At 55.7% G+C, this 21,973-nt stretch carries 14 protein-coding genes, 1 tRNA gene, 2 rRNA genes and 1 pseudogene (1 of these 18 running past the window's edge); 7 read left to right on the top strand and 11 right to left on the bottom strand.

The window, feature by feature from the left end; genetic code table 11:
• Positions 1-26 precede the first annotated feature (26 nt).
• Complete coding sequence (gene tnpC / locus ACQY1L_RS17325) at positions 27-1,583, top strand: IS66 family transposase (RefSeq protein ID WP_430241036.1); 1,557 nt, start codon at positions 27-29, stop codon at positions 1,581-1,583.
• 104 nt (positions 1,584-1,687) lie between these two features.
• Here tnpC and ACQY1L_RS17320 read toward each other — a convergent pair whose 3' ends face one another.
• The 8 genes and pseudogenes from ACQY1L_RS17320 to ACQY1L_RS17285 form a co-directional block, all read right to left on the bottom strand.
• A complete protein-coding gene (locus tag ACQY1L_RS17320) occupies positions 1,688-2,320 on the bottom strand; it encodes a LysE family translocator (protein WP_430241037.1) in 633 nt (210 codons plus the stop codon).
• A 95-nt stretch (positions 2,321-2,415) separates the two neighbouring features.
• A complete protein-coding gene (locus tag ACQY1L_RS17315; RefSeq protein WP_430245050.1) occupies positions 2,416-2,748 on the bottom strand; it encodes a hypothetical protein in 333 nt (110 codons plus the stop codon).
• A 258-nt stretch (positions 2,749-3,006) separates the two neighbouring features.
• Positions 3,007-3,831: pseudogene (locus tag ACQY1L_RS17310) on the bottom strand (IS66 family transposase); the annotation flags it as partial.
• 284 nt (positions 3,832-4,115) lie between these two features.
• The gene (locus ACQY1L_RS17305; RefSeq protein WP_430262082.1) at positions 4,116-7,715 is read right to left on the bottom strand and encodes a P-loop NTPase fold protein; all 3,600 of its coding nucleotides are present in this window, start codon (positions 7,713-7,715) and stop codon (positions 4,116-4,118) included.
• A gap of 210 nt (positions 7,716-7,925) precedes the next feature.
• Complete coding sequence (locus ACQY1L_RS17300; RefSeq protein ID WP_430246045.1) at positions 7,926-9,065, bottom strand: RHE_PE00001 family protein; 1,140 nt, start codon at positions 9,063-9,065, stop codon at positions 7,926-7,928.
• A 248-nt stretch (positions 9,066-9,313) separates the two neighbouring features.
• A complete protein-coding gene (locus ACQY1L_RS17295) occupies positions 9,314-9,991 on the bottom strand; it encodes a hypothetical protein (protein ID WP_430245045.1) in 678 nt (225 codons plus the stop codon).
• A 90-nt stretch (positions 9,992-10,081) separates the two neighbouring features.
• Positions 10,082-10,669 carry a hypothetical protein gene (locus tag ACQY1L_RS17290; RefSeq protein WP_430245043.1) on the bottom strand — a complete coding sequence of 196 codons (588 nt, stop codon included), beginning with the start codon at positions 10,667-10,669 and terminating at the stop codon, positions 10,082-10,084.
• Positions 10,670-10,748: 79 nt separating this feature from the next.
• Complete coding sequence (locus ACQY1L_RS17285; protein ID WP_430245041.1) at positions 10,749-11,165, bottom strand: hypothetical protein; 417 nt, start codon at positions 11,163-11,165, stop codon at positions 10,749-10,751.
• Between the two features lie 528 nt (positions 11,166-11,693).
• On the opposite strand from ACQY1L_RS17285, the gene ACQY1L_RS17280 reads away from it, so the two are divergent.
• The 6 genes from ACQY1L_RS17280 (at position 11,694) to ACQY1L_RS17255 (ending at position 19,709) form a co-directional block, all read left to right on the top strand.
• Positions 11,694-12,260 (top strand): hypothetical protein, encoded by a 567-nt coding sequence (locus tag ACQY1L_RS17280; protein WP_430245039.1) that lies wholly within the window; start codon positions 11,694-11,696, stop codon positions 12,258-12,260.
• 489 nt (positions 12,261-12,749) lie between these two features.
• Positions 12,750-13,652, top strand: a complete 903-nt coding sequence (locus tag ACQY1L_RS17275; RefSeq protein ID WP_430245037.1) for a hypothetical protein — start codon at positions 12,750-12,752, stop codon at positions 13,650-13,652.
• Between the two features lie 175 nt (positions 13,653-13,827).
• Positions 13,828-15,783: an AAA family ATPase gene (locus tag ACQY1L_RS17270; RefSeq protein ID WP_430245035.1), complete on the top strand. Its 1,956-nt coding sequence runs from the start codon at positions 13,828-13,830 to the stop codon at positions 15,781-15,783.
• A 647-nt stretch (positions 15,784-16,430) separates the two neighbouring features.
• Positions 16,431-17,144, top strand: coding sequence for a hypothetical protein (locus ACQY1L_RS17265; RefSeq protein WP_430245033.1), 714 nt, complete (start codon positions 16,431-16,433; stop codon positions 17,142-17,144).
• A gap of 180 nt (positions 17,145-17,324) precedes the next feature.
• A complete protein-coding gene (locus ACQY1L_RS17260; RefSeq protein ID WP_156466551.1) occupies positions 17,325-17,696 on the top strand; it encodes a hypothetical protein in 372 nt (123 codons plus the stop codon).
• Positions 17,697-17,873: 177 nt separating this feature from the next.
• A complete protein-coding gene (locus tag ACQY1L_RS17255; protein WP_430262126.1) occupies positions 17,874-19,709 on the top strand; it encodes a recombinase family protein in 1,836 nt (611 codons plus the stop codon).
• On the opposite strand, the gene ACQY1L_RS17250 is transcribed toward ACQY1L_RS17255, so the two are convergent.
• The 3 genes from ACQY1L_RS17250 to ACQY1L_RS17240 form a co-directional block, all read right to left on the bottom strand.
• Positions 19,666-19,742 (bottom strand) — tRNA-Met (locus ACQY1L_RS17250). The two genes, ACQY1L_RS17255 and ACQY1L_RS17250, sit on opposite strands and share 44 nt — an antisense overlap.
• Positions 19,743-20,003: 261 nt before the next feature.
• Positions 20,004-20,118 (bottom strand): 5S ribosomal RNA (rrf, locus tag ACQY1L_RS17245).
• 255 nt (positions 20,119-20,373) lie between these two features.
• Positions 20,374-21,973, bottom strand: a 23S ribosomal RNA gene (locus ACQY1L_RS17240); it runs 1,365 nt beyond the window's last position.

The raw sequence follows: 21,973 nt of genomic DNA, 5'->3' as shown, positions 1-21,973 counted from the left end.
GAGCGGGATTTTGGTAGGTTCTGGCCATGCTTGATGCCGCCGATCTTCCCGATGATGTTGCCGCCCTGAAGGCAATGCTGATTGCCGCACAGGCGCGCGAGGCAGGCAAAGACGCGCAGATCACTCGCAAGGACGAGCGGATCGAACGGCTTGAGAAGCTGGTCGCGGCTTTCAAACACGCAGCCTTTGGGCGCAAGTCCGAGAAGACCGATCCCGACCAGTTCGATCTGGCTCTGGAAGACCTGGAAATGGCCATGGCCGCGATCCATGCCGAGGATGAAGCGGACGTTCCTGTCGGGAACAGGACCGCCAAGCCACGCGCGATCAATCGCGGTTCCCTTCCAAAGCATCTTCCCCGTGTGGAAGAGATCATCGAGCCGGAAAGCCTGGTCTGCGCCTGCGGCGGATGCATGCATTGCATTGGCGAGGATGTTTCCGAGCGGCTGGACGTGGTCCCGGCACAGTTCCGCGTGATCGTCACCCGTCGCCCCAAATATGCGTGCCGCGCCTGTACCGACGGTGTTGTTCAGGCCCCAGCTCCAGCACGGCTGATCCAGGCAGGGCTTCCGACGGAAGCCACCGTCGCCCATGTGCTGGTCTCCAAATATGCCGATCACCTTCCGCTCTATCGGCAGGCCCAGATCATGAGCCGTCAGGGTATCGATATCGACCGTTCCACGCTGGCTGACTGGGTCGGTCGGGCGGCGTTCGAACTGCGTCCCGTCTTTGATGCGCTGATTGCCGACCTGAAGCACTCGACCAAGCTGTTCATGGACGAGACCTGTGCTCCGGTGCTCGATCCTGGCTCCCGCAAGACCAAGACAGGTTACTTCTGGGCGCTCGCGCGGGATGACCGGCCGTGGGGCGGCGGTGCTCCGCCAGGGGTGGCCTTCACCTATGCTCCCGGTCGCGGGGGCATTTATGCCGAACGGATATTGCAGGGCTTCTCCGGCATCCTGCAAGTTGACGGCTATGCCGGATACAACAGGCTGATCGCCCCAAACCGCATCGGCCCGGACATTCAGCTTGCCTACTGCTGGGCACACGCCCGTCGCAAGCTGGTCGAGATTACTCGCAACGGAACAGCACCAATTGCAGAAGACGGCGTTAAATGGATCGGTGAACTCTATCGGATCGAGGCCGAATTGCGCGGCCTTGACCCGGAAGCTCGCCTTGCTGGACGGCAGGAAAGATCAGCGCCGCTGGTCGCCGACATGCAGACGTGGCTCGTTCATCACCGTGCCCGTGTTGCGACGAAATCCCAACTCGGCGAGGCTCTGGCCTACATCACCAAATACTGGGATGGTTTGAAGCTCTTCCTGACCGACGGCCGGATCGAGATCGACAACAACAGCGTCGAGCGAACCATCCGGCCGATTGCTTTGAATCGAAAGAATGCTCTCTTCGCCGGGCACGACGCGGGAGCGGAGAACTGGGCGACCATCGCGTCACTCATTGAAACGTGCAAACTCAATGCCGTCGATCCGATGGCCTACCTGGCCAGCACTCTCACCGCCATCGTCAATGGCCACAAACAGAGGCAGATTGATGTCCTCCTACCGTGGAACTATCAGGCAGGATAACAACCGGCCCAAAAATTTATCCGACCTGAGGTGGACATCATATCCTTGCAAAACTCGGGCGAGAAACTTCGATTGTCGCTACAGACCGGCCTTCGTTCAACAGGTCAAGGTCGGGTGCTGAGGGCCAACCGGCACGCCAATCCAGCGAATACGGTTGCAAGCAGAAACTGAGGAAGCTTGGGAAAGCGGCGCATGGCGGAAAGTCGATTCCGGATGTGGCCTCCCAAAAGTATTACCGTGCCATTCACAAGGAAGCCAACGGCGTTCAAGACAGTGGCGAGTAGGACCATTTGCACGAGCATCGAGCCGCCCGAAGGGGCAACGAATTGCGGGAAGAGTGCCAGCACAAACAGCGCCATCTTCGGATTGAGAATATTTGTAGCGAGACCTTCCGTGAATATCCGCCTGTTTGAGAGGCGTTTGAGCGCGGAAGATGGTGCGAAAGCTGCTCCTTCCGAACGAACGGTCTTATAGGCAAGATAAATGAGGTAGATGCAGCCCGCCCATCGAACGACTTCATAGGCAATGGGAACTGCAAGAAAGAGCTGTGACAGACCAAGCCCCGCAGCGATAGCGTGGCAGTATGTGCCGACAGCTATTCCTGCATATGTGAGGAACCCGGCAGAGCGTCCTTGGCTCACGCTACGAGAGGCGATGAGCAACATGTCTGGTCCGGGTGTGGCAGTCAGCACAAGTGACGCAGCGGCAAACAGCATGAAAGTGGAAAAATCCGGCATAACATCTTCCTTTTTGAATGGAGCCGGAATTCCTGTTTATCATCGCCACGCTTAATAGCAACTTTCTTGGAGCGACTATCGCGAAAATCCCTAACCTAGCGACACTTGTTTGGCCGACTGTTGCGGCGTCGGACATCAGGGAGTTTTGCGGAAGCCAAAATCTTCCCATTGGCGCGAACTTGCCGCCTCCTCATGGTGCAAGCCTTCGAAAAGACAAAGCATGGTGGACAAAGTGCGAGCGACACAGCGCTTACGCTGTAGCCAAGATCGAAGCCGGCCTGCATTGCCCCGAATGCGATTTCGCCATGTCCGTTGGCTCCGATCTTGATCGTGGCGGGATCGACCAGGTCGAGATAACCGCGATCCCACAGATCGGCCTCGACGATCCGCCAGCGACCGATCAGGTGACAGTTGGAAGCGGCGCTCATGGCGACACCGCCATCAGCTTCGGCAACCGCACCAGATCATAGGCTGCGGCTACGAAGGTTAAGGCCCATCCGACGCGTTCGCGGTGTCAGTATCGGAGCAATACTCCCCAATAGTGCCGTTTGCATCTTCCCCACGTGCTGCGGCCGCCGGTCTTGCGGGGCGTCATCGCCGATACTCCTTCCGATGGTCGGAAGGGGGATTTTGGTGATCAAGCTGAGGGAGACAATCATGATCAGTAAGCGGCAAGCTGAAACCGTTCAGCGCTCGTAATTCCAGGGCATAAGTGCATCGAAATCGATGCTGGGCCAGCCTTTGGCGATGCGCTCGCGGGTCTGGGTGAGCCAAGCCTGCGGATCGCCTTTGTTCATCTTCGCCGTCTCAAGCAGCGTAGCGATCGTCGCCCAAGTTCATCCGCCGACATCGCTGCCGGCGAAGAGACTGTTCTTTCTCGTGATCGTCTGAGGCCTGATTGCGCGCTCAACTAGTGTTGTCAAGCTCGATGCGGCCGTCGGTGAGAAAGCGTTCAAAGATGGAGCGACGCTAGGTGGCATAGCGGATAGCCTCGGCCAGCTTCGACTTGCCGGAGATCCACGGCAGGGTTTTCTGCCACAGGGTGAAGAGCTCCGTGACAACCGCAACAGATGTCGCCCGGCGCGCCGCGACACGGCCGGCCAGTATCACGCCGTCATTGCCGCCGTCAGATCTGGCAAGCTTGTTATAGGCACCATGGCCGTCAACCTGAAAATACCGCGATAGCCACTCAGATGCCGGGCGACCCGATCGCCAGCGCGGCTATCTTCGAAGCGATAGGCGACCATCGGCGGGCCACTGCCACCGAAGGGTCTGTCATCTCGTGGATAAGCCCATAGCCAGGCCCTGTTGGCCGATCCGGATCCGGACGCGAATGTGGGCAACGTTGTCTCATCAGCGAAGATACGCTCAGCAGTCTTGATCTCGGCGAGGATGTGGTCGGCCAGAATATCCAGCTCGTAGCCGAGCTTGCCCATCCATTGGGCCATCAGCTTGCGGTCAAGCTCGACCTGATCGCGGGCACAGATTGCCTCCTGCCGAAAGAGCGGAAGCGTCCACATCATCTTTTCCAGCAGCTCCGCTCAGCGCGAATTCTGGTTCAGGAAGAAGGGCGTGAGCGTCGACCAGCTCCGCGAGAACTATGATGGCTGCAAACCTCCGAGTTCGTCGGTGTCGAGAGCGTGCTTACGCAGGCGGAACGTCCCCACACTTCACGCATCTCGAAAAATCGCACGGGATGAGACAGGAAATGTCCAAGTTCCTCACTTCTCCTTGAAAAATTGGCTCGGCCTGCCTGCCGCCTATCAAATCGCGAGGCTGGCGTCATGCGGACGCCTCACTTTCTGAATAGGTTCATGCGTATGTCGTTGTCTAACAGTCCGCCCTGCTTCCAAGACGAAATGAACCCTCGACTTTTTAACCACGTAACGAATTTCAGGTTTGCCTCGTTGCCTTCAAGCTTCGGCGTAAGCCATCCCGGCTTGATATCGGGCAGTGGCGCCGGAAGTGCTTGCAATATCTCCCGCACCTGGTCGTCTTCGAATTTCTCATGAACCAAGTTGAACAACTGTATCTGCGTATCGAACGGGCGAGATTTCAGGATTACCGCGCGGGCGGCGCCCACCCCTAAGTTCTCGGTCACGACGCCAGTGCGAGAAAAAATCCTTCCAATAATCGCTGCGCGGGCTGGCATTCCCTCCAGCAAGCTCAGGTCCATCGCGCGCATTATTTTCAGTCGATTTTCGTCGGATATATTCGATTCCAGCAGCGCTTCTCGGAAATCGTCGTCCAGTTCGCACTCCCCCTCGACCTTGAAGTATTCGTCGATGTTCTTCGCCACGAATTTGACGGCCAAAGGAAGGTCGTTGCCAAGATGGGAAAGATTCGCCGCTGAAAAGCTTACCCGGTTGCAATCAACCAAGATTCCGGTCTTTTCAGAGCCGAGGCCTTTTGGGAATGCTTTGAAGGGCCTCGGAAGTACCTTGACATAAGTGGCATAGGCTTGTGCGCTCAATTGATCATTCTCGATGATGAAGTTGCGCAACGAGCGTGCCTGGTCCCCATCTGGAACCCAGTGATCCGCAAGCGCGGCCAATGTAGCGGGTCTGTTTAAGAATTGCGTGAGGATATCTGCGTCGGATCTTTCGCTGCCGAGGAAAGACAAGCAATTATCCCAAGTCGGCTCGATCTTCTCGGTCCTGAAAAGCGCCGCATGGAGGTTCTGGGGAACCTGATCCAAGGTCGGTAACAAAATCGTCTGCTTTTCAAGGAAGGCTACCACCTGCTCGAGATCAACATCTCCCCGACCGAGGACACTTAGAATGGCAGGAATGCTTTCAAAGCGATTGTCCGGCAGACGGAGGAGGACGTTTTCCAGATAGTTACCGAAATGGTCGTTTACCTTGGCTAGAAGCGGCGCACTGTTTGCCTCCAGCATCACAGTGTAACTCTGCTCCCGTGGCCTGGCGCCCGCGTTAATATCAAGGACGGTTCGGAATATGAAAGCAAGGTTTTCGATCGAAAGCTCGTAGAGCCCTCGGTCGAATATCACGCGTATGAAACCGGGATGGCGTTCTATCGCAGACAGATCGGTGGCTTCAATCCCGAGAAGTTCTAACCGTTCTGGGGGGAAGTCGATCCCGAGAGCCAGAATGTCGGGTAGCTTCTCAGACACAAATTCAGCCAGCGCTGGATTTTTGCCGGCGACACTCTTCAAGTTGGTTTCAGGCAGATGGGTTATGATGCGGGCCACATGTGTAAGGTTGGCGGAGCTCTCTATCGCAGCCGTCACGAAACCCGGCCACGATCGAGTCAGCCTCGTGATCAGCGTTGGCACCCCGCGCCCACGGACGTAGTAGGTTGCAAAAAAATCCGCGCAGTCGTCAAAATCGGATGCGATGAATTCGAGCAGCTTTTTTGTCTGCGCCGCGTACAACAATGGATCAGAAAGTAGGCAGTCGACGATCTCTACGTTGAGCACGTAGTTCCGGCTGAAGTCCTCGTCGCGCATTGCGGCAACGACTTCCTTCGGGTTGTCGATCTGAAAATCTGGACCCGGATTGCTGAAGCTGCGAATCTGGATCAGAAACTTGTTATCGCTTGGCGACAGGCGTCCCGAATGGAATAACGAAGTATACTGATAGTAGGTATCGTCCAAGAATCCCTCTAGGACGAGAAACCGAGCCAATTCGGCGCGGTCCCCAAAAGCGTCGAAAATGTCATCCAGTTCGTCCAAGCCGTCTCGAACTATTTCATTAAATTTCGCCATCCGGACATTAGAAAGCTTGCCTCTTATCTCCTGAACTTTCTTGGATGCCGCGTTCCTAAATGACGTGCCTTTATTTTCGACATCTTCTTTGCGTTGCTGAAAAGTCCTATTCGAGTTAACCTTTTTCTGGAAACCAGAGAGCGATACTTGCTGCTGGTATCCATTTGGATTTCTGACGTAAACTTGGCTCGCATTAAGGAAATCCTCGAATCGCTCGTGTTTAACCAAATCAGCCACTGGAATGTAGTTGCTTTGATCTGACGAGATACTTCCATAATTCGCGGGAAGCTGCTCGATTAGAGCCATCGCATAGATTCTGCGTAATTCGTTCAGGTCGGTCGGCAGTTGTTTTTCGCTAAGGTCCACGAACTTCTCAATCTCGGAGATCTTAGCGGCGTAGCGGGCTTCGCTAGCGGCGACGTAGCGGTCGTGACTACGGAGAACTTGTGCAAGATTGCCTTGGCCGCGGTGGAGCTTCTCAAAGTCACTGGGGAAAACGTTCTTGTAAATCAAGATTCCCAGCAGCTTATTCGCGTTTAAATTGATTTCGTCATCTGTCTCGAGGCTAGCAGCGTATATTGTATATTCGTTGAATATATTTTGAATTAATCTCAGGTCATCTAGGTATCTCGAAACCTCCCGCAGAAATTGTTTGTCTAGCCTGCTGTCGAGTGACAGCCGCTTGCCCTGCTCCAATACCATATCGATAGAATTTGAACTGTTGATGATAGGTATGACAGGAATTATGAATTCGAAGAACTTCGTTCTATCCGTATTTACAAATATGTCATCGCGAAGAGCGTAAAGGAAACGGACTGTTCTCTTCTTGCCTAAATTGGCATTTACCAGGCTGTTGATCTCACGAAGAGTAACGAAAATCTCGGCGTTGTTAAATCTATCCAGATCTTCGATGACCACGAGGTCATATTTCGTTGACTGGAAGAAGTATATGATCTCGTCCATGTGACGATTTAGGATTGATTCCTCACTCGCCGCCTTAGGAGTGATTTCGATATCCTTGAGCGAGATGCTTTTGAACGAAATCCCAAAACTTGTGACGTAGATATGGTGGAAGACAAGCCATACAAACGCTCCACCAACCGCAAAGGCGGCCAGATTAAACCAGTTAGTCAAGTCGAACGGACGGAAGTAGTCGCCGGCTATAATCGCGTCGCGCTTCTGTATCAGGTGCCAGCAGGCGAACACGCCTATGACAATAAAAAATGAAGCAACAACCGACCACCGGCCAGGCGACTGGATACGCTTGAACCTAGAGAGCGGCAGCCGGTTCGCGTCGGCGCCGTAGAGCATTTGTTGGAGTATGCTTCGCTCAATCTCCTGTTTGCTCACTCCGCCGCCCGGGGTTACGGCTTCAGGCAGAAACGCCGCGAGCGAGATCTGTAGAACCGGGCGCCTGTAGAGCTTTAGAAACGACTTAATTATGCTACTCTTCCCGGACCCGTACGGTCCGGTGAGAGCGATATTCATCACACGAGGATTCTCAGTCGCCTCAATCAAAGCGCTTGAATATACACCGGCCGGATCTGCTTTATCGGTTGGAGCAAGGTCAACGAACCGTGATATGTCACCTTCGTCGTTACGGCGTCGAGTAAATCTTGATGTGATCGCAGCAAGTGTCCTTGCAAATTTTAAAAGGTAACCAACCAAGCTCTTAAGGCTCCAAGTTCTCAAAGACCCTATTCGCAGGATGACGCGCGAATGACTACCGATAACTTATTTAAAGTTGCGGGCAAAACGGGATTTTTCCAAGTGATGCGATTCTTGTTGATGGCCCTCTGAGTTTGACGGCGTCCGAGCAACGGATACGAAAAATCCTCAAGAATGCAGCTAACGGTTCCAACGCAGCAAGGGCACCTTTCAAATAATCCCCCATGCCCGAAACCTCCCCCTGCCCGTCATCTCCCTCAAGCCCATCTCCAAAACGATCCGCCGCGCCGCCTGCGGCGTGACGCCAAGCTCCTTGGCTACCATCCCGGCCGATACCAGTGGCTTCGCCATAACCAGCTCGACCAGCTCCGGCAGCTTTGAAGACGTCCGGCGTCCTTCCAGCTTTCGCTCGAACATCTTGCGCGCCAACGCAAGCCGGTCGTGCTCTTTCAGACCGAGCTCGGCGGCTGCGATCAGGCCGTGAGCGATGGCAAGCAGCCGGGTCTCCCGATCGCGATGCCGGCGCCGATCGACGGGAATGGTTTTCAGTCCGAGATTGATGGCGGCGAGATGGCCGCCGGTGGTGACGCCGGCCTGACGCAGGATCGAGGCGCACAACAGCCGGCCGAGCCACGGCGCGTGCTGCAGGACGGCCAGCTCGTTCCAGGCGTCGAGGGCGACAATGGCCTGCAGCACCGCCGGCAAGTTTTCGACCTGTCGCAGCACGCCGCGCCATTCCTCCAGCCGGGCATCCTCGTCCCAGTCGAGATCATAGACCAGTTCGTCTCTGTCTGCCGCGCCGCCACGGCCGGGCCGCGTTGCGTATTCGATTGCAGCCTCCGATCGGGCGAGCACCGCATCGATTGCGGCATAGTCGACGCCAGGAAGGTTCTCGATGTCATCGACATCTTCCCCATCCCCTTCTGGATCGGTCGCAATCACACGTCTGGTGGAGCCTAGCACGTCCTCCGAGTCTGCTGTGGTCGCCATGACTTCTGACGTCTGTCTCAGTGATCGAATGCCGTCGGCCGAAAGTGCCCAGCCGGGTGACTGGCCAGAAATGCGCCGGCGGGTGCGCAAGACATCGCGGGCGATTGTAAGCTCATGGGTGGGCGTGCGAATATCGCGGGTAGCGTCATGGAGGACGAGGTCTTCAAGGTGAACGAGTTCGCCGTCGATCCACAGCGAGGCACAGGCATCGGCAAAGTTTTGCCGCTCGATCAAGCCCACGCCGACCGGCGAGCGGGCAATGCGCTCGTCGAGACGGGTCAACGCGACGCCGGCGTCGAACGCAGGCCACATCAATGTCGTCATGCTGATTTTTGCGAGATCGTAAGCCATTGAAATTATGGTAAATGAGTTCCTAAACGAACGCTATAAGAAAATTATAGTTCCTCACATGGCATGATTGCGTGTTAGTTCGCTAACCATCGATAAGTATCTCTTATCGATGGTCATACCAAAAAGTAAAATAATGAACAGCAATTGTTGATTATATTGTGAGAAATGTAATTCGTAGCTTTTTACATAAGCTCATTACACAATTATAAGCATATTCCTGCGGCGACTGACGTATACTGACGGGCGCTCGCCACAGATCAATACACCGAGGCGAAGGGGTCCAGCATCCCACCTCCGGTGTCTTTGGTTGGGAGAGCATACAGTGTGTGGTCCGGGTCCTCATCGAGTGCGAATGGGCAGATTGTGCCGGTCCAGCAGAAGCCGGTGGGATCAAAGAAGCTCAGTCGCCATTTTTTATCCCGACTTGCCGCCCAGTGCGAAGCCGCATCAACGAGTGACATCAACGCATCGTGGCCTGTTATGCCATGGCTCTCTATGTCTCTGGACACCATATTCCAAGTCTCCTGGCGGCGCGTGACACCGAACGGATGCCGGTATGGTAAATACTGCCGAGAGCCGTCGCGATAGCCGATCATGATGATGTCACCGGCATATTCGACGTGGTCGCCGGTGACGACAAGCTGACCTGCGGTAGAAATTATTGATGTTCGTGCCACACGGGGGAAGATGCGCCGGAAGCCTCTCAGGCAACTCTCTGCAAACTCGTCAAAAAAGAGGCGCTGCTTCCGCAGGAACATCTCATTAGCGCGCTTAAGGTCTGGATCGATCGCATACCAGCGTGCGTCTGAGGTACTGGTGATCGTCATGCGACTGTCAGGCAGGCTTGGCATCATCTGGAGACTCGATCCACGCCCGAGTTCGGAGGACATAAGGCTTAGGAGCGGCAGGTCATGAACATGGTGATCGGTTAACATGGCGTATTTCCTTTTTGGAGTTTGAAAAAGACGAGCAATTTTGCCGCCGCTTTGCAGAAGACGTGGCCTCCGCAAAGACCGGCCAGCTCTCTAGTGCAGCGTGACAGAAGGGGTGGTATCCGACGCTAGATGAAGCGACCCCTCGCTTTCCCGCACAATGCGAATGCTGTTTTTCTCAAGCCTCCAAGCATAAGGGGCTGGAAGGACGAACGCCTTGACCAGTTCGGCAACCGGCAGATTCCAGTGCTCGACGAATGCGTCGAAGCTGGCCGCGAGCAACTCGTTAATGGTGCTGTCGTTGTAAACATCGCGACCTTCTACAAAGGCATTGTTAAGCGTCTCGGCGAACGGCCGGGTAAACCTGTCTATGAGAATGTAATGGTCACGAATGCCAATCCAGCGATCGGGCGCAACCCGGCGTTTATCCTTGATCTTTCGGCCTCGTGGCGGCTCGGCTGTTGTCACAAGCCTCAAAGGAGTGATCCATTCGGGCACCGATTCACGATCAACTGGCGCAGGCAGATCAATGATCTCGTGTCGCCCTTCTTCGATGTTGATGAAGTGATCCAGATTGCTGATCATGCGTTCGGCTTGCTCAAGAGCATCATGAGTGCCATCGCCGACTTTCGTCGTTGCGAGGATTTTTTTGTTCAGGACTAGATTGAGATATGCAGACATAGGTTCTCCTGCGGACCACCGGGCAGGCAGATCCGACTAATTTGTTCGATAAGGATTGGAAGGTGACTGGGAGTCGGATCTATGCCGCGTCAGGCAGCAACAGGCTGAATGCGGCTTGCATATCCTCGAGGTAGTCGGAGGGATAAGATCCAAGCGAGACGCCATATTGGTCGGCGACCATACCATGCTCAGCCTGATATTGGCCCAGCGGCATCGCGATGATGTCGAGAGACTCGATCTCGGTATTTTTTGCCGCGCACTGCCTGACGTAATCGGCTGCAATTTTAGAAAGCGCAACGCCGCATTCATCTTCGGTTTCGCCGCGTGATCGATCGACCTGTCCAAGGCAGACCTGGCTGTCACAGGTGATGAGCAGCAAACTGAACTTTTCGCGGTCGACGATAATCCGGCAAGCATGCCGCATATAAGCCAGAGCCTGATATCTGTCGTCGAAGTTTAATCCGGTATGTTCCGCGAGATCATAAATGTCTATCACTGGAGATAATCTTTGGTTCACGAGAGCATCGACAATAATAAGAGTTTTGGGATCTCGCTCCATGCGTTAATTGATGGATGCGTTCAGAGGATGACGAGGCATATTGAATTTCCGGGAGTGGCAATACTTAAAAGTGTTCGGCCAATTTCTCTGCCCGTCAATCACCAAATTGAGGATCCCAGCGGTCGAAATATCAAGTAAATGATATTGTTAATTTATTTTTTATGAGCGCGATCAACTTCCCTTACTCTTTCCCAAGGAGCATCGGCCAACTCCATACAATCTTACTTATATCACATTCAACCTGTCGACAGTCCAACGTGCCGCCTGTCCGCCGGACGTGAACATGGAACCTAGACCTTCTCCAGGCCATCATAGTCTGCCTCGAACGATAAATGGGACGACCTCTATCCACCTCCCACGGCATGCCTCGTCAATAAGGCCGGCCTCGAACTCATTCAAAAAGGCTGTTGCGACCGACAGAATATTGGGTGAGCCTGTCTGTGGACATCGCAACGGAACGCAACAATGTGGGTAGAGCTAGACAAAGAAGAAGTCGCAGGCGTTTTGGACAGGGTGGATCACCGTTCGATTGTGGGAAAGCTGAAAGCCCTTCCGCTTGCCGATGCTGCCGCGTTCCGGAGGGCCGCCGACTGCTTCAGCGATTTCGTTCATGTGCATGATGACGCACCGATCGAGCGGACGCGCAATGGCGCTTATGTTATGACGTGGTTGTGGGTGCCAAATGAGCAAGCCGGGTTTCCCAGGCTCAACGATTTTGACGACTACGACATCAGCAATGAATGTCTGGAGCGCCTTGAGGCCACACAGCGATTTGACGTCGAAGCATTGGATGTGGAAGCGGAGCAGCTACTGGGTTCGGGCACGGTCGATGGGTATCGTTGGCGTTTGCTGTTGGAAGCAGGGCTGCTAACATTCATCATTCAGCGCGGCCAGCAATCTGGCGCCTGGCTCCACGCAGAGACTGGCCGCGAGGGTGCGGGTGAAGATTTAGAGGATGGACCAACGGAGGAGCGGTGCCTGCGTTTCACGCTCGAGGCGATAAGCAAGTTTCGCGAACAGCCCTCGATGTAAAATGGAAGTGGCCCGGACCCGCACTGCGCCAGCAAATCGACCGGGCAGCCATATTGGAGCCGAACCCGGACGCGTTAAGGCCGACGAACAGTCTGGAGTAGCCGAGAGCAAAACGTCCTCGCCTCTATCCTTCTCGCGAACCGTCCAGCCAAAAATTAACCATACCATATGGAAGTTATGCCGCAGAATTGCCAGCTCGACAATTCGAATCTATAGGTACCCGGCGCGAGCAACATGGCTTTCGTAATAGCGGCTCTCGCCGGTGCTAGTAACACCGAACGAGAGCCTTACCCTTACCCTTGGTTAGAAGGAATCGGGCTACATGACCCTTACCTCTAGTTTTGTTCGCAGGAAAGCATCAGCGATCTCGTTCTCCACAACGCTGTCCATGCCTCAATCGGCTGACGTGCCAGACGCAATGTCTTGCGCGACCGTTTCGGGATCTGCGCGTTCGAGCGTCGCTCACTGAGTTTCAGGCAAGGATTTTCCATGACAAACATTTTGACCGGCCTTGTGGCCGAATGCTGCAACGCGTCAGCAAGTACCCCTATCCCGGGCGATATTTATCAACTGATGCAGGAAGCACTGGAACGCACCATGCATCAAGAAGCCACTCGACAAGCGGTTTCCGGAAATTCCGAAGGCTTGGCAGCACTGGGTCGCAGCATTACCGTCGATGAAGGCCGCCTCCTTGAGAGCATTGTTATCGCTCTCGCGCGGCGCAATGGTGATCTCGTCGTCCTCAGCGGATTGAAGTTGCCGGTGTCCGATGCGGCATTGGCACTGATCGAGCGCAATTCGGATGAAGGGACCATTAGCTCACTATCGCTGGATCCAGAGGGACGATCGCGGCGTCACTACCATCCCGATCTTGTGCTGGCCAACCGTCGAACGGCCGAAGCCATCGTCATCGACGTCAAACGAAGCCTCGGGGGCTATTTCGGTGGCTCCAAGCTCAGCGAACTCAAGAACAGGATGCAGGCAGCAGGTCTCGTGCTGCCAGATATCCTGTGGCGCGATCACCAGCGCCTTGCGGTCAAGCATGTTTCCGTGGCGATCATTGATGGGTCACGAACGGACAGCGACGTGACCGAAGGGATCTGGTCCCTGGTTCGCCTCGATGAACTGACCGGGGTGCCCGGTGCAGGGGTCATCGCGCAATCGGCCATCGCCGCATATCGGCGCGGGATCTCGGAGCTGTGGTCCAGGGCAATCCGGCATGCGGTAGGACGTGCTGGGAATATTATCGTGGGCAACGCGGCTAAGGCGGAGCCAGCCCCTGTGACCGGACCGCAGGCTAAACGACCACGCGGGAGGCCACGCAAGACGACGACCCCGATACGGACGGTCACGGTCGGGCTCTATCGACCGGGCCCAAGCGCGATCCACTAAACCGCCTCAATCCGTCATTGATCATTGACCCGACTGCGTCCGGAGCCGCCGCTCCGGCGCGCCCTCGGCTATCTTTCCGACATCCCAGCACGTTCTCCCGTCGTACCGAGCGTCGCACCCTCGCTCGCCGAGGAGGCATGTCATCGTGGCCGCTTGCCGCAGACAGGAACTAAACATGCAAAAAAAGATGCCTCGCCACAATCGCCGCCCACGCCGCATGACTTCGGTCAAAGATTATGCGCTCTATTGTAGCCTCATCCGGACACTCAGGCAGAACCGTGCTTTCCTGCGGGGGTCTCAGGGCTTTGTCATTCTCATCGTCCCAGAGGGGTATGATACCGGCTACTACAAGTGCAGTGCGATCGATGCTCTCCACAGCGGTCAAGAACGCTACGCCCGTGACAACCTCGACTATTTCTCAATCCGGACAGAGCGCAAGGAAAGCACGATCCTGTCGGATTTTGCCGAGCAGTATCAGTCGAAGGAGCGCCTGCTTGCCTTTGCGGAGAGCCATGCAGCCATACCCGCGCCCTTGCGGCTCGCCGCCGACGCGATCCTCGATCTGCCTCAAATCTCTGCCCGCGACCTGCAGGCTGCTTTGCGTGTGGTCAATAGCGTCGAGATGAGTCTGGACGAGGCAGCACAAATCCTCGCCCATCCGTTAGAGCTGGTCTGGGCGACACTGCGACCGCGCCGCCAGGCGCGGGATGTGCTCGTGCGCCTTGAGAGCGCCGCCAACCAAATGCCGAAGGCAAGATCCGATTCTGACACCTTGCGGCTTGGCCGGATGTTCGGTTACGGCGCTGCCAAACAATGGGGCCTCAATCTCGCTAAGGATCTCCAGGCATGGTCGGCAGGTGAACTGCCATGGTCGGAAGTCGATCGCGGGATTATCCTCTCCGGGCCGCCCGGCGTCGGAAAGACAATCTTCGCCAAAGCACTGGCAAAGGAATGCAACGCCAATCTGATCGCGGCGTCTCTCGGGCAGTGGCAAGCATGCGGTCATCTCGGCGACCTGCTCAAGGCCATGCGCAGGGATTTTGCGCGTGCAAAGGATGAAGCGCCTTCGATCCTTTTCATTGATGAGGCGGATAGTTTCGGCGACCGAAACAGCTTCACGCATGATCGTCGCGACTACTCCGTTCAAGTTATCAATGCGCTACTCGAATGCCTTGATGGGATAGAGGGTCGCGAGGGCGTTATCGTGGTCGGCGCGACTAACAATCCAGGGCGTATCGATCCCGCGATCGTCAGGGCGGGACGGCTGGACAAGCATGTCGAGGTCCCCCTGCCCGATGCGTCGGATCGGATCGCTCTCCTTAATCAGCAACTGAATCAGACAATTTCGGTTGGCGATCTTTCGGCGCTGGCCGCATGCACCGAGGGCATGTCCGGAGCGGATCTCGCAAAGGCTGTACGCGACGCCAAGCGGATTGCCCGGCGCGCGGGAAGGGATGTCCTGTTGGGTGATGTCGCCGCCGCACTGCCGGAAGTTGTTCGACTCGACCAAGCGTACCTGCGAGCCAATGCAATTCACGAGGTCGGGCACACGATTGTTGGGCTGCGTCTCAACCACGGCATATATCTCGGAACGGAGCTTGCGGATCGCGTCCTGGCGGGTCGGTCGATATCGACCGGCGGGCAAGCGGTCTTCGAAATGACCCCTTTTCAACGCCGCGATCAAAAATTTTATCTCAATCAAATAGCTGTCTGCCTCGCAGGCATCGCGGCAGAGCAACTGATACTCGGAACGACTGGAGACGGCGCGGGCGGCGATGATCGCTCTGATCTCGGCATGGCGACACGATTGGCAACGCTTGCGGAGACGCAGTTCGGAATGGGTGAGAGGCTGCTTTTTAGCAAAGTAGCCGATGACGACGATCTCGAGCGTCTGCGGCGGAACGACCCCCACCTTCGCGCTCGCGTTGATCACGTGTTGAAGATGGAACTGCGACGCGCCAGCGCGATCCTCTCGGAGGAACGGTTGTTGATCGACCGATTGATTGAGGAACTGATTGTTACCGGCAGACTGTCGCCCGAACGGGTTTCAGCAATCGAAGCTGAACTGCGGAGCCAGGCACATCTCAGTGCGATACGCTCAACAATGCATAAAACGAAGCGCGAAGCCTGACAGCTTCGACACCCCGGACGCGAATGTCCGGGGGGCAACTTTGCGGCGCTGACTTTGGCCCCGTACTGGGTAAGACGCAGCAATTTTATGGGTCTTGCCAACGTATTGCACGCATCCGAACGTAAGATACCGTGCGCTACCGCACGAGCAGATCAGGACACGTTAACTTACGTTAAAATACTTTGCACACCGTCGATTCAAAGCCTGATACTTCCGATTCGAGGCGGGCAGTACGCGATTCAAATATATTCGTCGGCGCTTCTCGGTCAAACACCGGCTTCGACTTTACTGATTCCGTATTGGATATAGTCGATTCAAACGGTAACCGCGTTTGCCGCAGATTCAACCCACCATGTGTTCGAGACCTGTTTGGAGGCTTTTATTGTCTTCCCCCAGGGAAAGGTGAGCCCGGTCGCCCAGACACAAGGTATCCAAACCAGTCCTTGGTTGGGAGAAGCTACCAGAAGATTTTCTTACACTTGACAGACTTACGGATTGGCCACAGCCTAATTAAGGTTTCAACACAGATCTCCCCAAATGAACAAGCGCTTAACCTCAGTCGCGCCCGCGCGCATATATACGATTTCGTATTCCTTTTCGATGAGAACTACCGAACTCTATCCACTGGTCAGCATGGAACTCACACCATGGAGCTGAGGCACGATCTCAACACCAACAAGTCAAACTCGTTTGGCCAAATCCAGCCATTTCTAAGTGACGATGCTGTCATCTACGGCAGCCAGCCGGTGCCCGTCGGCACGGACATCACTTTGACCTTGACGTCGACTGACATCAAGGAGAATGCCTGCACCGGCGACGCATTTGACCGCGACTGGGTATCCACGCTGTCTAGGGAACACGAAGCCGCGCTCCAGAGCCTTGCGACAAAGACCTTGAGCCGCTTCAAGGCGGGCTCGGTGCGACTTCTGGGTAAGTTAGTGCAGCCCCATCCGGACCTTGCCGGGTACATCGACATCTACAGAACACTGGTGTCCATCGATGACGGATGCATTTTCGATTATTCGTATCAGATGCAGATTTTTGAGGAGGACTACGGGCGCACCCCCCGCTTCGTCGTCTCCGTCAAAAAAAATACGGCCAAAGCAGTACAGACGATAACGCGGGACGCGACCGCAGCGTTCATCCGATCAGATCCGCGTAGTGAGAATGACGCTGTTTGTTTTGAGGGCTTCTGCTGGATGTCAGTCCACCAGGCGAGATATCTTCCAGGGATCTTCGTTCCCTATGAGCCTGGACGCTTTTCCGAGATGGACACCTGTGACTGGATGATCAAGGTGCTCCGCCAGGGATTTCCTGACATCGCCTTTGTTGACCATTTGAACGGAGTTGAATGGCCATGACAATGACCAATCAGGCCATCGACTTCATCCGGTATGCGGCAGCCTCCCTTAGCGGCCATGCTCCGACCCGATTGTCTGCCGTGCTCCATGCGCAATCTTTTTCGTCTCAACATCGACAGTCATCGATTCAACGAACGATAGATTCGATTCTCGGGCGAACGGCGTTTGCGGGAGGCGATGATGGCTAAATCCAAGGCGACACGACTGCGAGAGCAGAGAGCGAGGCAACAGGAATATCGCGATGAGCAGAAGATGCAACGACGCCCCGGCCGCGACGATATCGCTCGGATCGCGCTGCAGTGGTTGATTGTCAACACATCGAAGCTCGCCGAGCGGGAAGGAAATCCGGCCCGGATGAACAAAGTCGAGGTAGCGATTTTAGAGAAACTGGTCGAGCAAGGATTTGATCCGGCGGCGTCAGACCGGGCGCTAGGGGATCTCATCGACCGCTATGTCGATGGCGGCTGGGATTTCCACCGCAAACCACATCTTTGGGCAGGCAATCACATCAACGACGGCGACACCGATGCACCGAAGGATGGAACCATTTGACCTAGGGGACTCTCACAAACGTCGTTTTCAGGCAAGTGGGATATCTCCCCCCGTTACTTCATTTAACGGCGTTTGCGATTGTATCGGCGAGGCCTTTAGTATCTACGCCCGCCACCGGAGCCCATCGCTTGTATCGGGCCTGGCTTCTCCCTAGGTACCACCTGATAAGGGGGCTCCATGACCAAGAATGTCCTAGTTTACGCACGCTATTCGACCGATCGCCAGGACGATCAGTCGATCGAGACGCAGCTTGAACGGTGTCAGGCAACCATTGCCCAGCACGACTGGCGTCTCGTCGACACCCTTCACGACAGCGCCGTCAGTGGCACGAGCTACAAGCGCAGGCCCGGCATCCAGCAGGTGCTGCGGCGTGTAGAACGCGGCGGCACTGACATCGTGCTTTGCCTGTCGGTCGACCGGCTCTCGCGTGACGTTGCCCACGGCGCGCAGATCGGCAAAAAGCTGAGCTATCACGATGTCGAGATTTGGACCGCAAGAGCCAACGCCCGCATATCCGATATCGAGATGCACCTCAGCGCGGTCCTCAGTCAAGAGACCGTTGAGCAAGGACGTTACCGTACGCGCGAAGGTATGAGGACCACCGTTCAGAAGGGTAAGGCTGCCGGCGGCATTGCCTATGGATACCGCGTAAAGCAGGCCTATGACGAACGCGGAGACCGCATTCCAGGTCTGCGCGAGGTCGCCGACGCCGAAGCCCGTATCATCATCTGGATTTTCGAGGAATACGCCAAGGGCCGTTCGCCAAAAGACATTGCTGTCGAACTCAACAGCCGTGTCCCGGCCGTACCTGGACCACGCGGAGCCAAATGGCGCGACACGGCCATTCGCGGACATGTCAGCCGCGGTACCGGGATCCTGAACAACGAACTCTACATCGGCAGAGTGGTCTGGAACCGGCGCGAATACCGCAAGAATCCCGATAGCGAGAGGCGGGTTGCGCGCCCGAACAATCAAGATGAATGGGTCGTAAGCGGACAACCCGAGCTGCGCATTGTCTCCGATGCGCTCTGGTCCGCGGTCAAAAAGCGGCAGATGGAAGTCGAGCAAAGCTTTTCCCATACGACAACAAACCGCCTGAACAAGGCTCACCGGCCGCAATATCTGCTGAGCGGCATCCTCGAATGCGCTCACTGTTTCGGGCCCTATGCCATTATGGCGAAGGATCGATATGGGTGTACAAACCGGCAGAAGAAGCTGCCGATCGACCATCTCGGCGGAATTGTCTGCACCAACAGCAAGACCATCAGCCGCTTCGAACTGGAAGAGCGGGTCGTGTCCGCCGTGCCGGACAATTTGCTGGGTGCCGACAATCTCGACCGGATCAACCGCAACATCAAGGCGGCCGTCGAACGCGGACAGCAACGGGCACTGGTGGAGCCTGAACATCTCCGTGGCGAGATCAAAACGATTGAAACGAAGCAAAAGGCAATCGGCGAGAAGATCGCGGAACGTCTGATGGCAGGGCACGCTGCTATCCCCGCACTTGATCATATGCTCGATGAACTGGAACAGCAGCGACTGTCATTGGCCGCGAAGTTGACTTCCGCACCGACCACATCCACGCCTGCCGTGAGCCCACCCCTCAATGCTGGCTTGCTCAAAGGCGCGATAGCCGCCGTCAAGACCATGCTGTCAACCCGAGAGAACGGTGTCGAGGAGACCTGGATATCGATAACCCGCCAGCTCGTGCAAAAGGTGGTCATCGCGCCATCGTCGGGTGGCAAGACGGCGGAACTGACCATTCACGGTCGCCTCGCCGCGATTCTGGCCGCCCAGGAAGCCTGGCGTGAGGTCTCGTGTGACCTGCGGCATCAACAATCTTCGCAGTTCGCCCGCATACGTTTTGCTGGAGAGTTCAAGTCACTTGCCGACAGAACAAAATTCCTGCACCGCTGCGAAGCCTTGCTGGCCGAGCGTGAGCAGCAATGGATGCTGTTACAAGTCTCGGTGGTTGCGGGGGCAGGATTTGAACCTGCGGCCTTCAGGTTATGAGCCTGACGAGCTACCGGGCTGCTCCACCCCGCGCCAAGCGAATTTGGCTTTGCCAAATTTCGCGTCTGCGTAAACCGCGTTGCGGTTTACGTGTAGTGCCGGAGCAAATGCGAAGGATTTGTCTCCTGTGAGGGACGCACCGACTACGAGCCAGACGTCCCTTCGGCAATTCTAAACCCCGGCAACGACAAAAGGCCGCTTTGGGAGCGGCCCTTGGTTTGGCCAGGGGCCGGTTGTTTTCGTGTATGAGAAGATTGTTTGTTCCATCCTTATGGATGGCATTGCCTTTAATAGACCTGGCAGCGACCTACTCTCCCGCGTCTTAAGACGGAGTACCATTGGCGCAGGGGTGTTTCACGGCCGTGTTCGGAAAGGGAACGGGTGCAGCCACCCCGCAATGACCACCAGGTCGATTAAGGGCAATGTATGCGTGGCAATGGGCGACCATTGCAACGTTATGTCGAGAAGCTGGCGGAGGCGAACCCCCATTTGTCTTAGTTGAACACGTCTTGTTTGCCGTCTGGTTTGTCGGAGCGCAGCTCCGCAAGGCCAGAGGCCGTCGTGACCAGTGTCACGGCCCGTCCGGAGCGTTTTTTCACGCGTCAGGACAAAACAGATGTCATCATCGAGGTGCGCAGCACCTTGATGAGCATAGTCAATGAGAACGATGAAGCCAATCGGGCTATTAGTAAGGCTAAGCTTCATGCATTACTGCACGTCCACACGCCTCCTATCAACGTGGTCGTCTTCCACGGCCCTGATAGGGAATACTCGTTTTCAGGTGGGTTTCCCGCTTAGATGCCTTCAGCGGTTATCCCTTCCATATATAGCTACCCTGCTATGCCGTTGGCACGACAACAGGTCCACCAGAGATATGTCCATCCCGGTCCTCTCGTACTAGGGACAGATCCTGTCAATATTCCTACACCCACGGCAGATAGGGACCGAACTGTCTCACGACGTTCTGAACCCAGCTCACGTACCGCTTTAATTGGCGAACAGCCAAACCCTTGGGACCTGCTCCAGCCCCAGGATGCGATGAGCCGACATCGAGGTGCCAAACAACCCCGTCGATATGGACTCTTGGGGGTCATCAGCCTGTTATCCCCGGCGTACCTTTTATCCGTTGAGCGATGGCCCTTCCACGCGGGACCACCGGATCACTATGACCGACTTTCGTCTCTGCTCGACTTGTCAGTCTCGCAGTCAGGCGGGCTTATGCCATTGCACTCGACGACCGATTTCCGACCGGTCTGAGCCCACCATCGCGCGCCTCCGTTACTCTTTCGGAGGCGACCGCCCCAGTCAAACTACCCACCATACACTGTCCCGGATCCGGATAACGGACCGCGGTTAGACATCCATGACGATAAGGGTGGTATTTCAAGGATGGCTCCACGAGAACTGGCGTCCCCGCTTCAAAGCCTACCACCTATCCTACACATGCCGACACGAATGCCAGTGTAAAGCTATAGTAAAGGTGCACGGGGTCTTTCCGTCTAACCGCAGGAACCCCGCATCTTCACGGGGAATTCAATTTCACTGAGTCTATGTTGGAGACAGCGGGGAAGTCGTTACGCCATTCGTGCAGGTCGGAACTTACCCGACAAGGAATTTCGCTACCTTAGGACCGTTATAGTTACGGCCGCCGTTTACTGGGGCTTCAGTTCAAAGCTTGCACCTCTCCCTTTAACCTTCCAGCACCGGGCAGGCGTCAGGCCCTATACGTCGTCTTTCGACTTCGCAGAGCCCTGTGTTTTTGATAAACAGTCGCTACCCCCTGGTCTGTGCCACCCCTTTCCACTTGCGTAAAAAGGGGTCACGCTTCTTCCGAAGTTACGCGTGCAATTTGCCGAGTTCCTTCAACATAGTTCTCTCAAGCGCCTTGGTATGCTCTACCTGACCACCTGTGTCGGTTTCGGGTACGGTCTATACGGTGGAGCTATTTCCTGGAACCGCCCCGCTGCACATCCAATCCAATAAGGAAGTACAACTTACGCGATCCGTCACTACCACCAGGCCCACGAATATTAACGTGGTTCCCATCGACTACGCATTTCTGCCTCGCCTTAGGGGCCGGCTAACCCTGCTCAGATTAACTTTAAGCAGGAACCCTTGGTCTTTCGGCGAGGGGGTCTCTCACCCCCTTTATCGTTACTCATGTCAACATTCGCACTTCCGATATCTCCAGAGGCCCTCACGGGTCCTCCTTCACAGACTTACGGAACGCTCCGCTACCACATACACTTGCGTGCATATCCTCA

The sequence above is a fragment of the Neorhizobium sp. DAR64862/K0K3 genome, assembly GCF_050500185.1.
Classification (GTDB): domain Bacteria; phylum Pseudomonadota; class Alphaproteobacteria; order Rhizobiales; family Rhizobiaceae; genus Neorhizobium; species Neorhizobium soli.
The sequence above is the reverse complement of the archived record's forward strand: the minus strand, read 5'-3'. Positions and strand labels throughout refer to the sequence as shown.

Excerpts from the sequence above, each read along its gene's own strand:
- tnpC (WP_430241036.1), top strand. The coding sequence starts at position 27 with ATGCTTGATGCCGCCGATCTTCCCGATGATGTTGCCGCCCTGAAGGCA.
- ACQY1L_RS17320 (WP_430241037.1), bottom strand. The coding sequence starts at position 2,320 with ATGCCGGATTTTTCCACTTTCATGCTGTTTGCCGCTGCGTCACTTGTG.
- ACQY1L_RS17315 (WP_430245050.1), bottom strand. The coding sequence starts at position 2,748 with ATGAGCGCCGCTTCCAACTGTCACCTGATCGGTCGCTGGCGGATCGTC.
- ACQY1L_RS17295 (WP_430245045.1), bottom strand. The coding sequence starts at position 9,991 with ATGTTAACCGATCACCATGTTCATGACCTGCCGCTCCTAAGCCTTATG.
- ACQY1L_RS17290 (WP_430245043.1), bottom strand. The coding sequence starts at position 10,669 with ATGTCTGCATATCTCAATCTAGTCCTGAACAAAAAAATCCTCGCAACG.
- ACQY1L_RS17280 (WP_430245039.1), top strand. The coding sequence starts at position 11,694 with ATGTGGGTAGAGCTAGACAAAGAAGAAGTCGCAGGCGTTTTGGACAGG.
- ACQY1L_RS17275 (WP_430245037.1), top strand. The coding sequence starts at position 12,750 with ATGACAAACATTTTGACCGGCCTTGTGGCCGAATGCTGCAACGCGTCA.
- ACQY1L_RS17270 (WP_430245035.1), top strand. The coding sequence starts at position 13,828 with ATGCAAAAAAAGATGCCTCGCCACAATCGCCGCCCACGCCGCATGACT.
- ACQY1L_RS17265 (WP_430245033.1), top strand. The coding sequence starts at position 16,431 with ATGGAGCTGAGGCACGATCTCAACACCAACAAGTCAAACTCGTTTGGC.
- ACQY1L_RS17260 (WP_156466551.1), top strand. The coding sequence starts at position 17,325 with ATGGCTAAATCCAAGGCGACACGACTGCGAGAGCAGAGAGCGAGGCAA.
- ACQY1L_RS17255 (WP_430262126.1), top strand. The coding sequence starts at position 17,874 with ATGACCAAGAATGTCCTAGTTTACGCACGCTATTCGACCGATCGCCAG.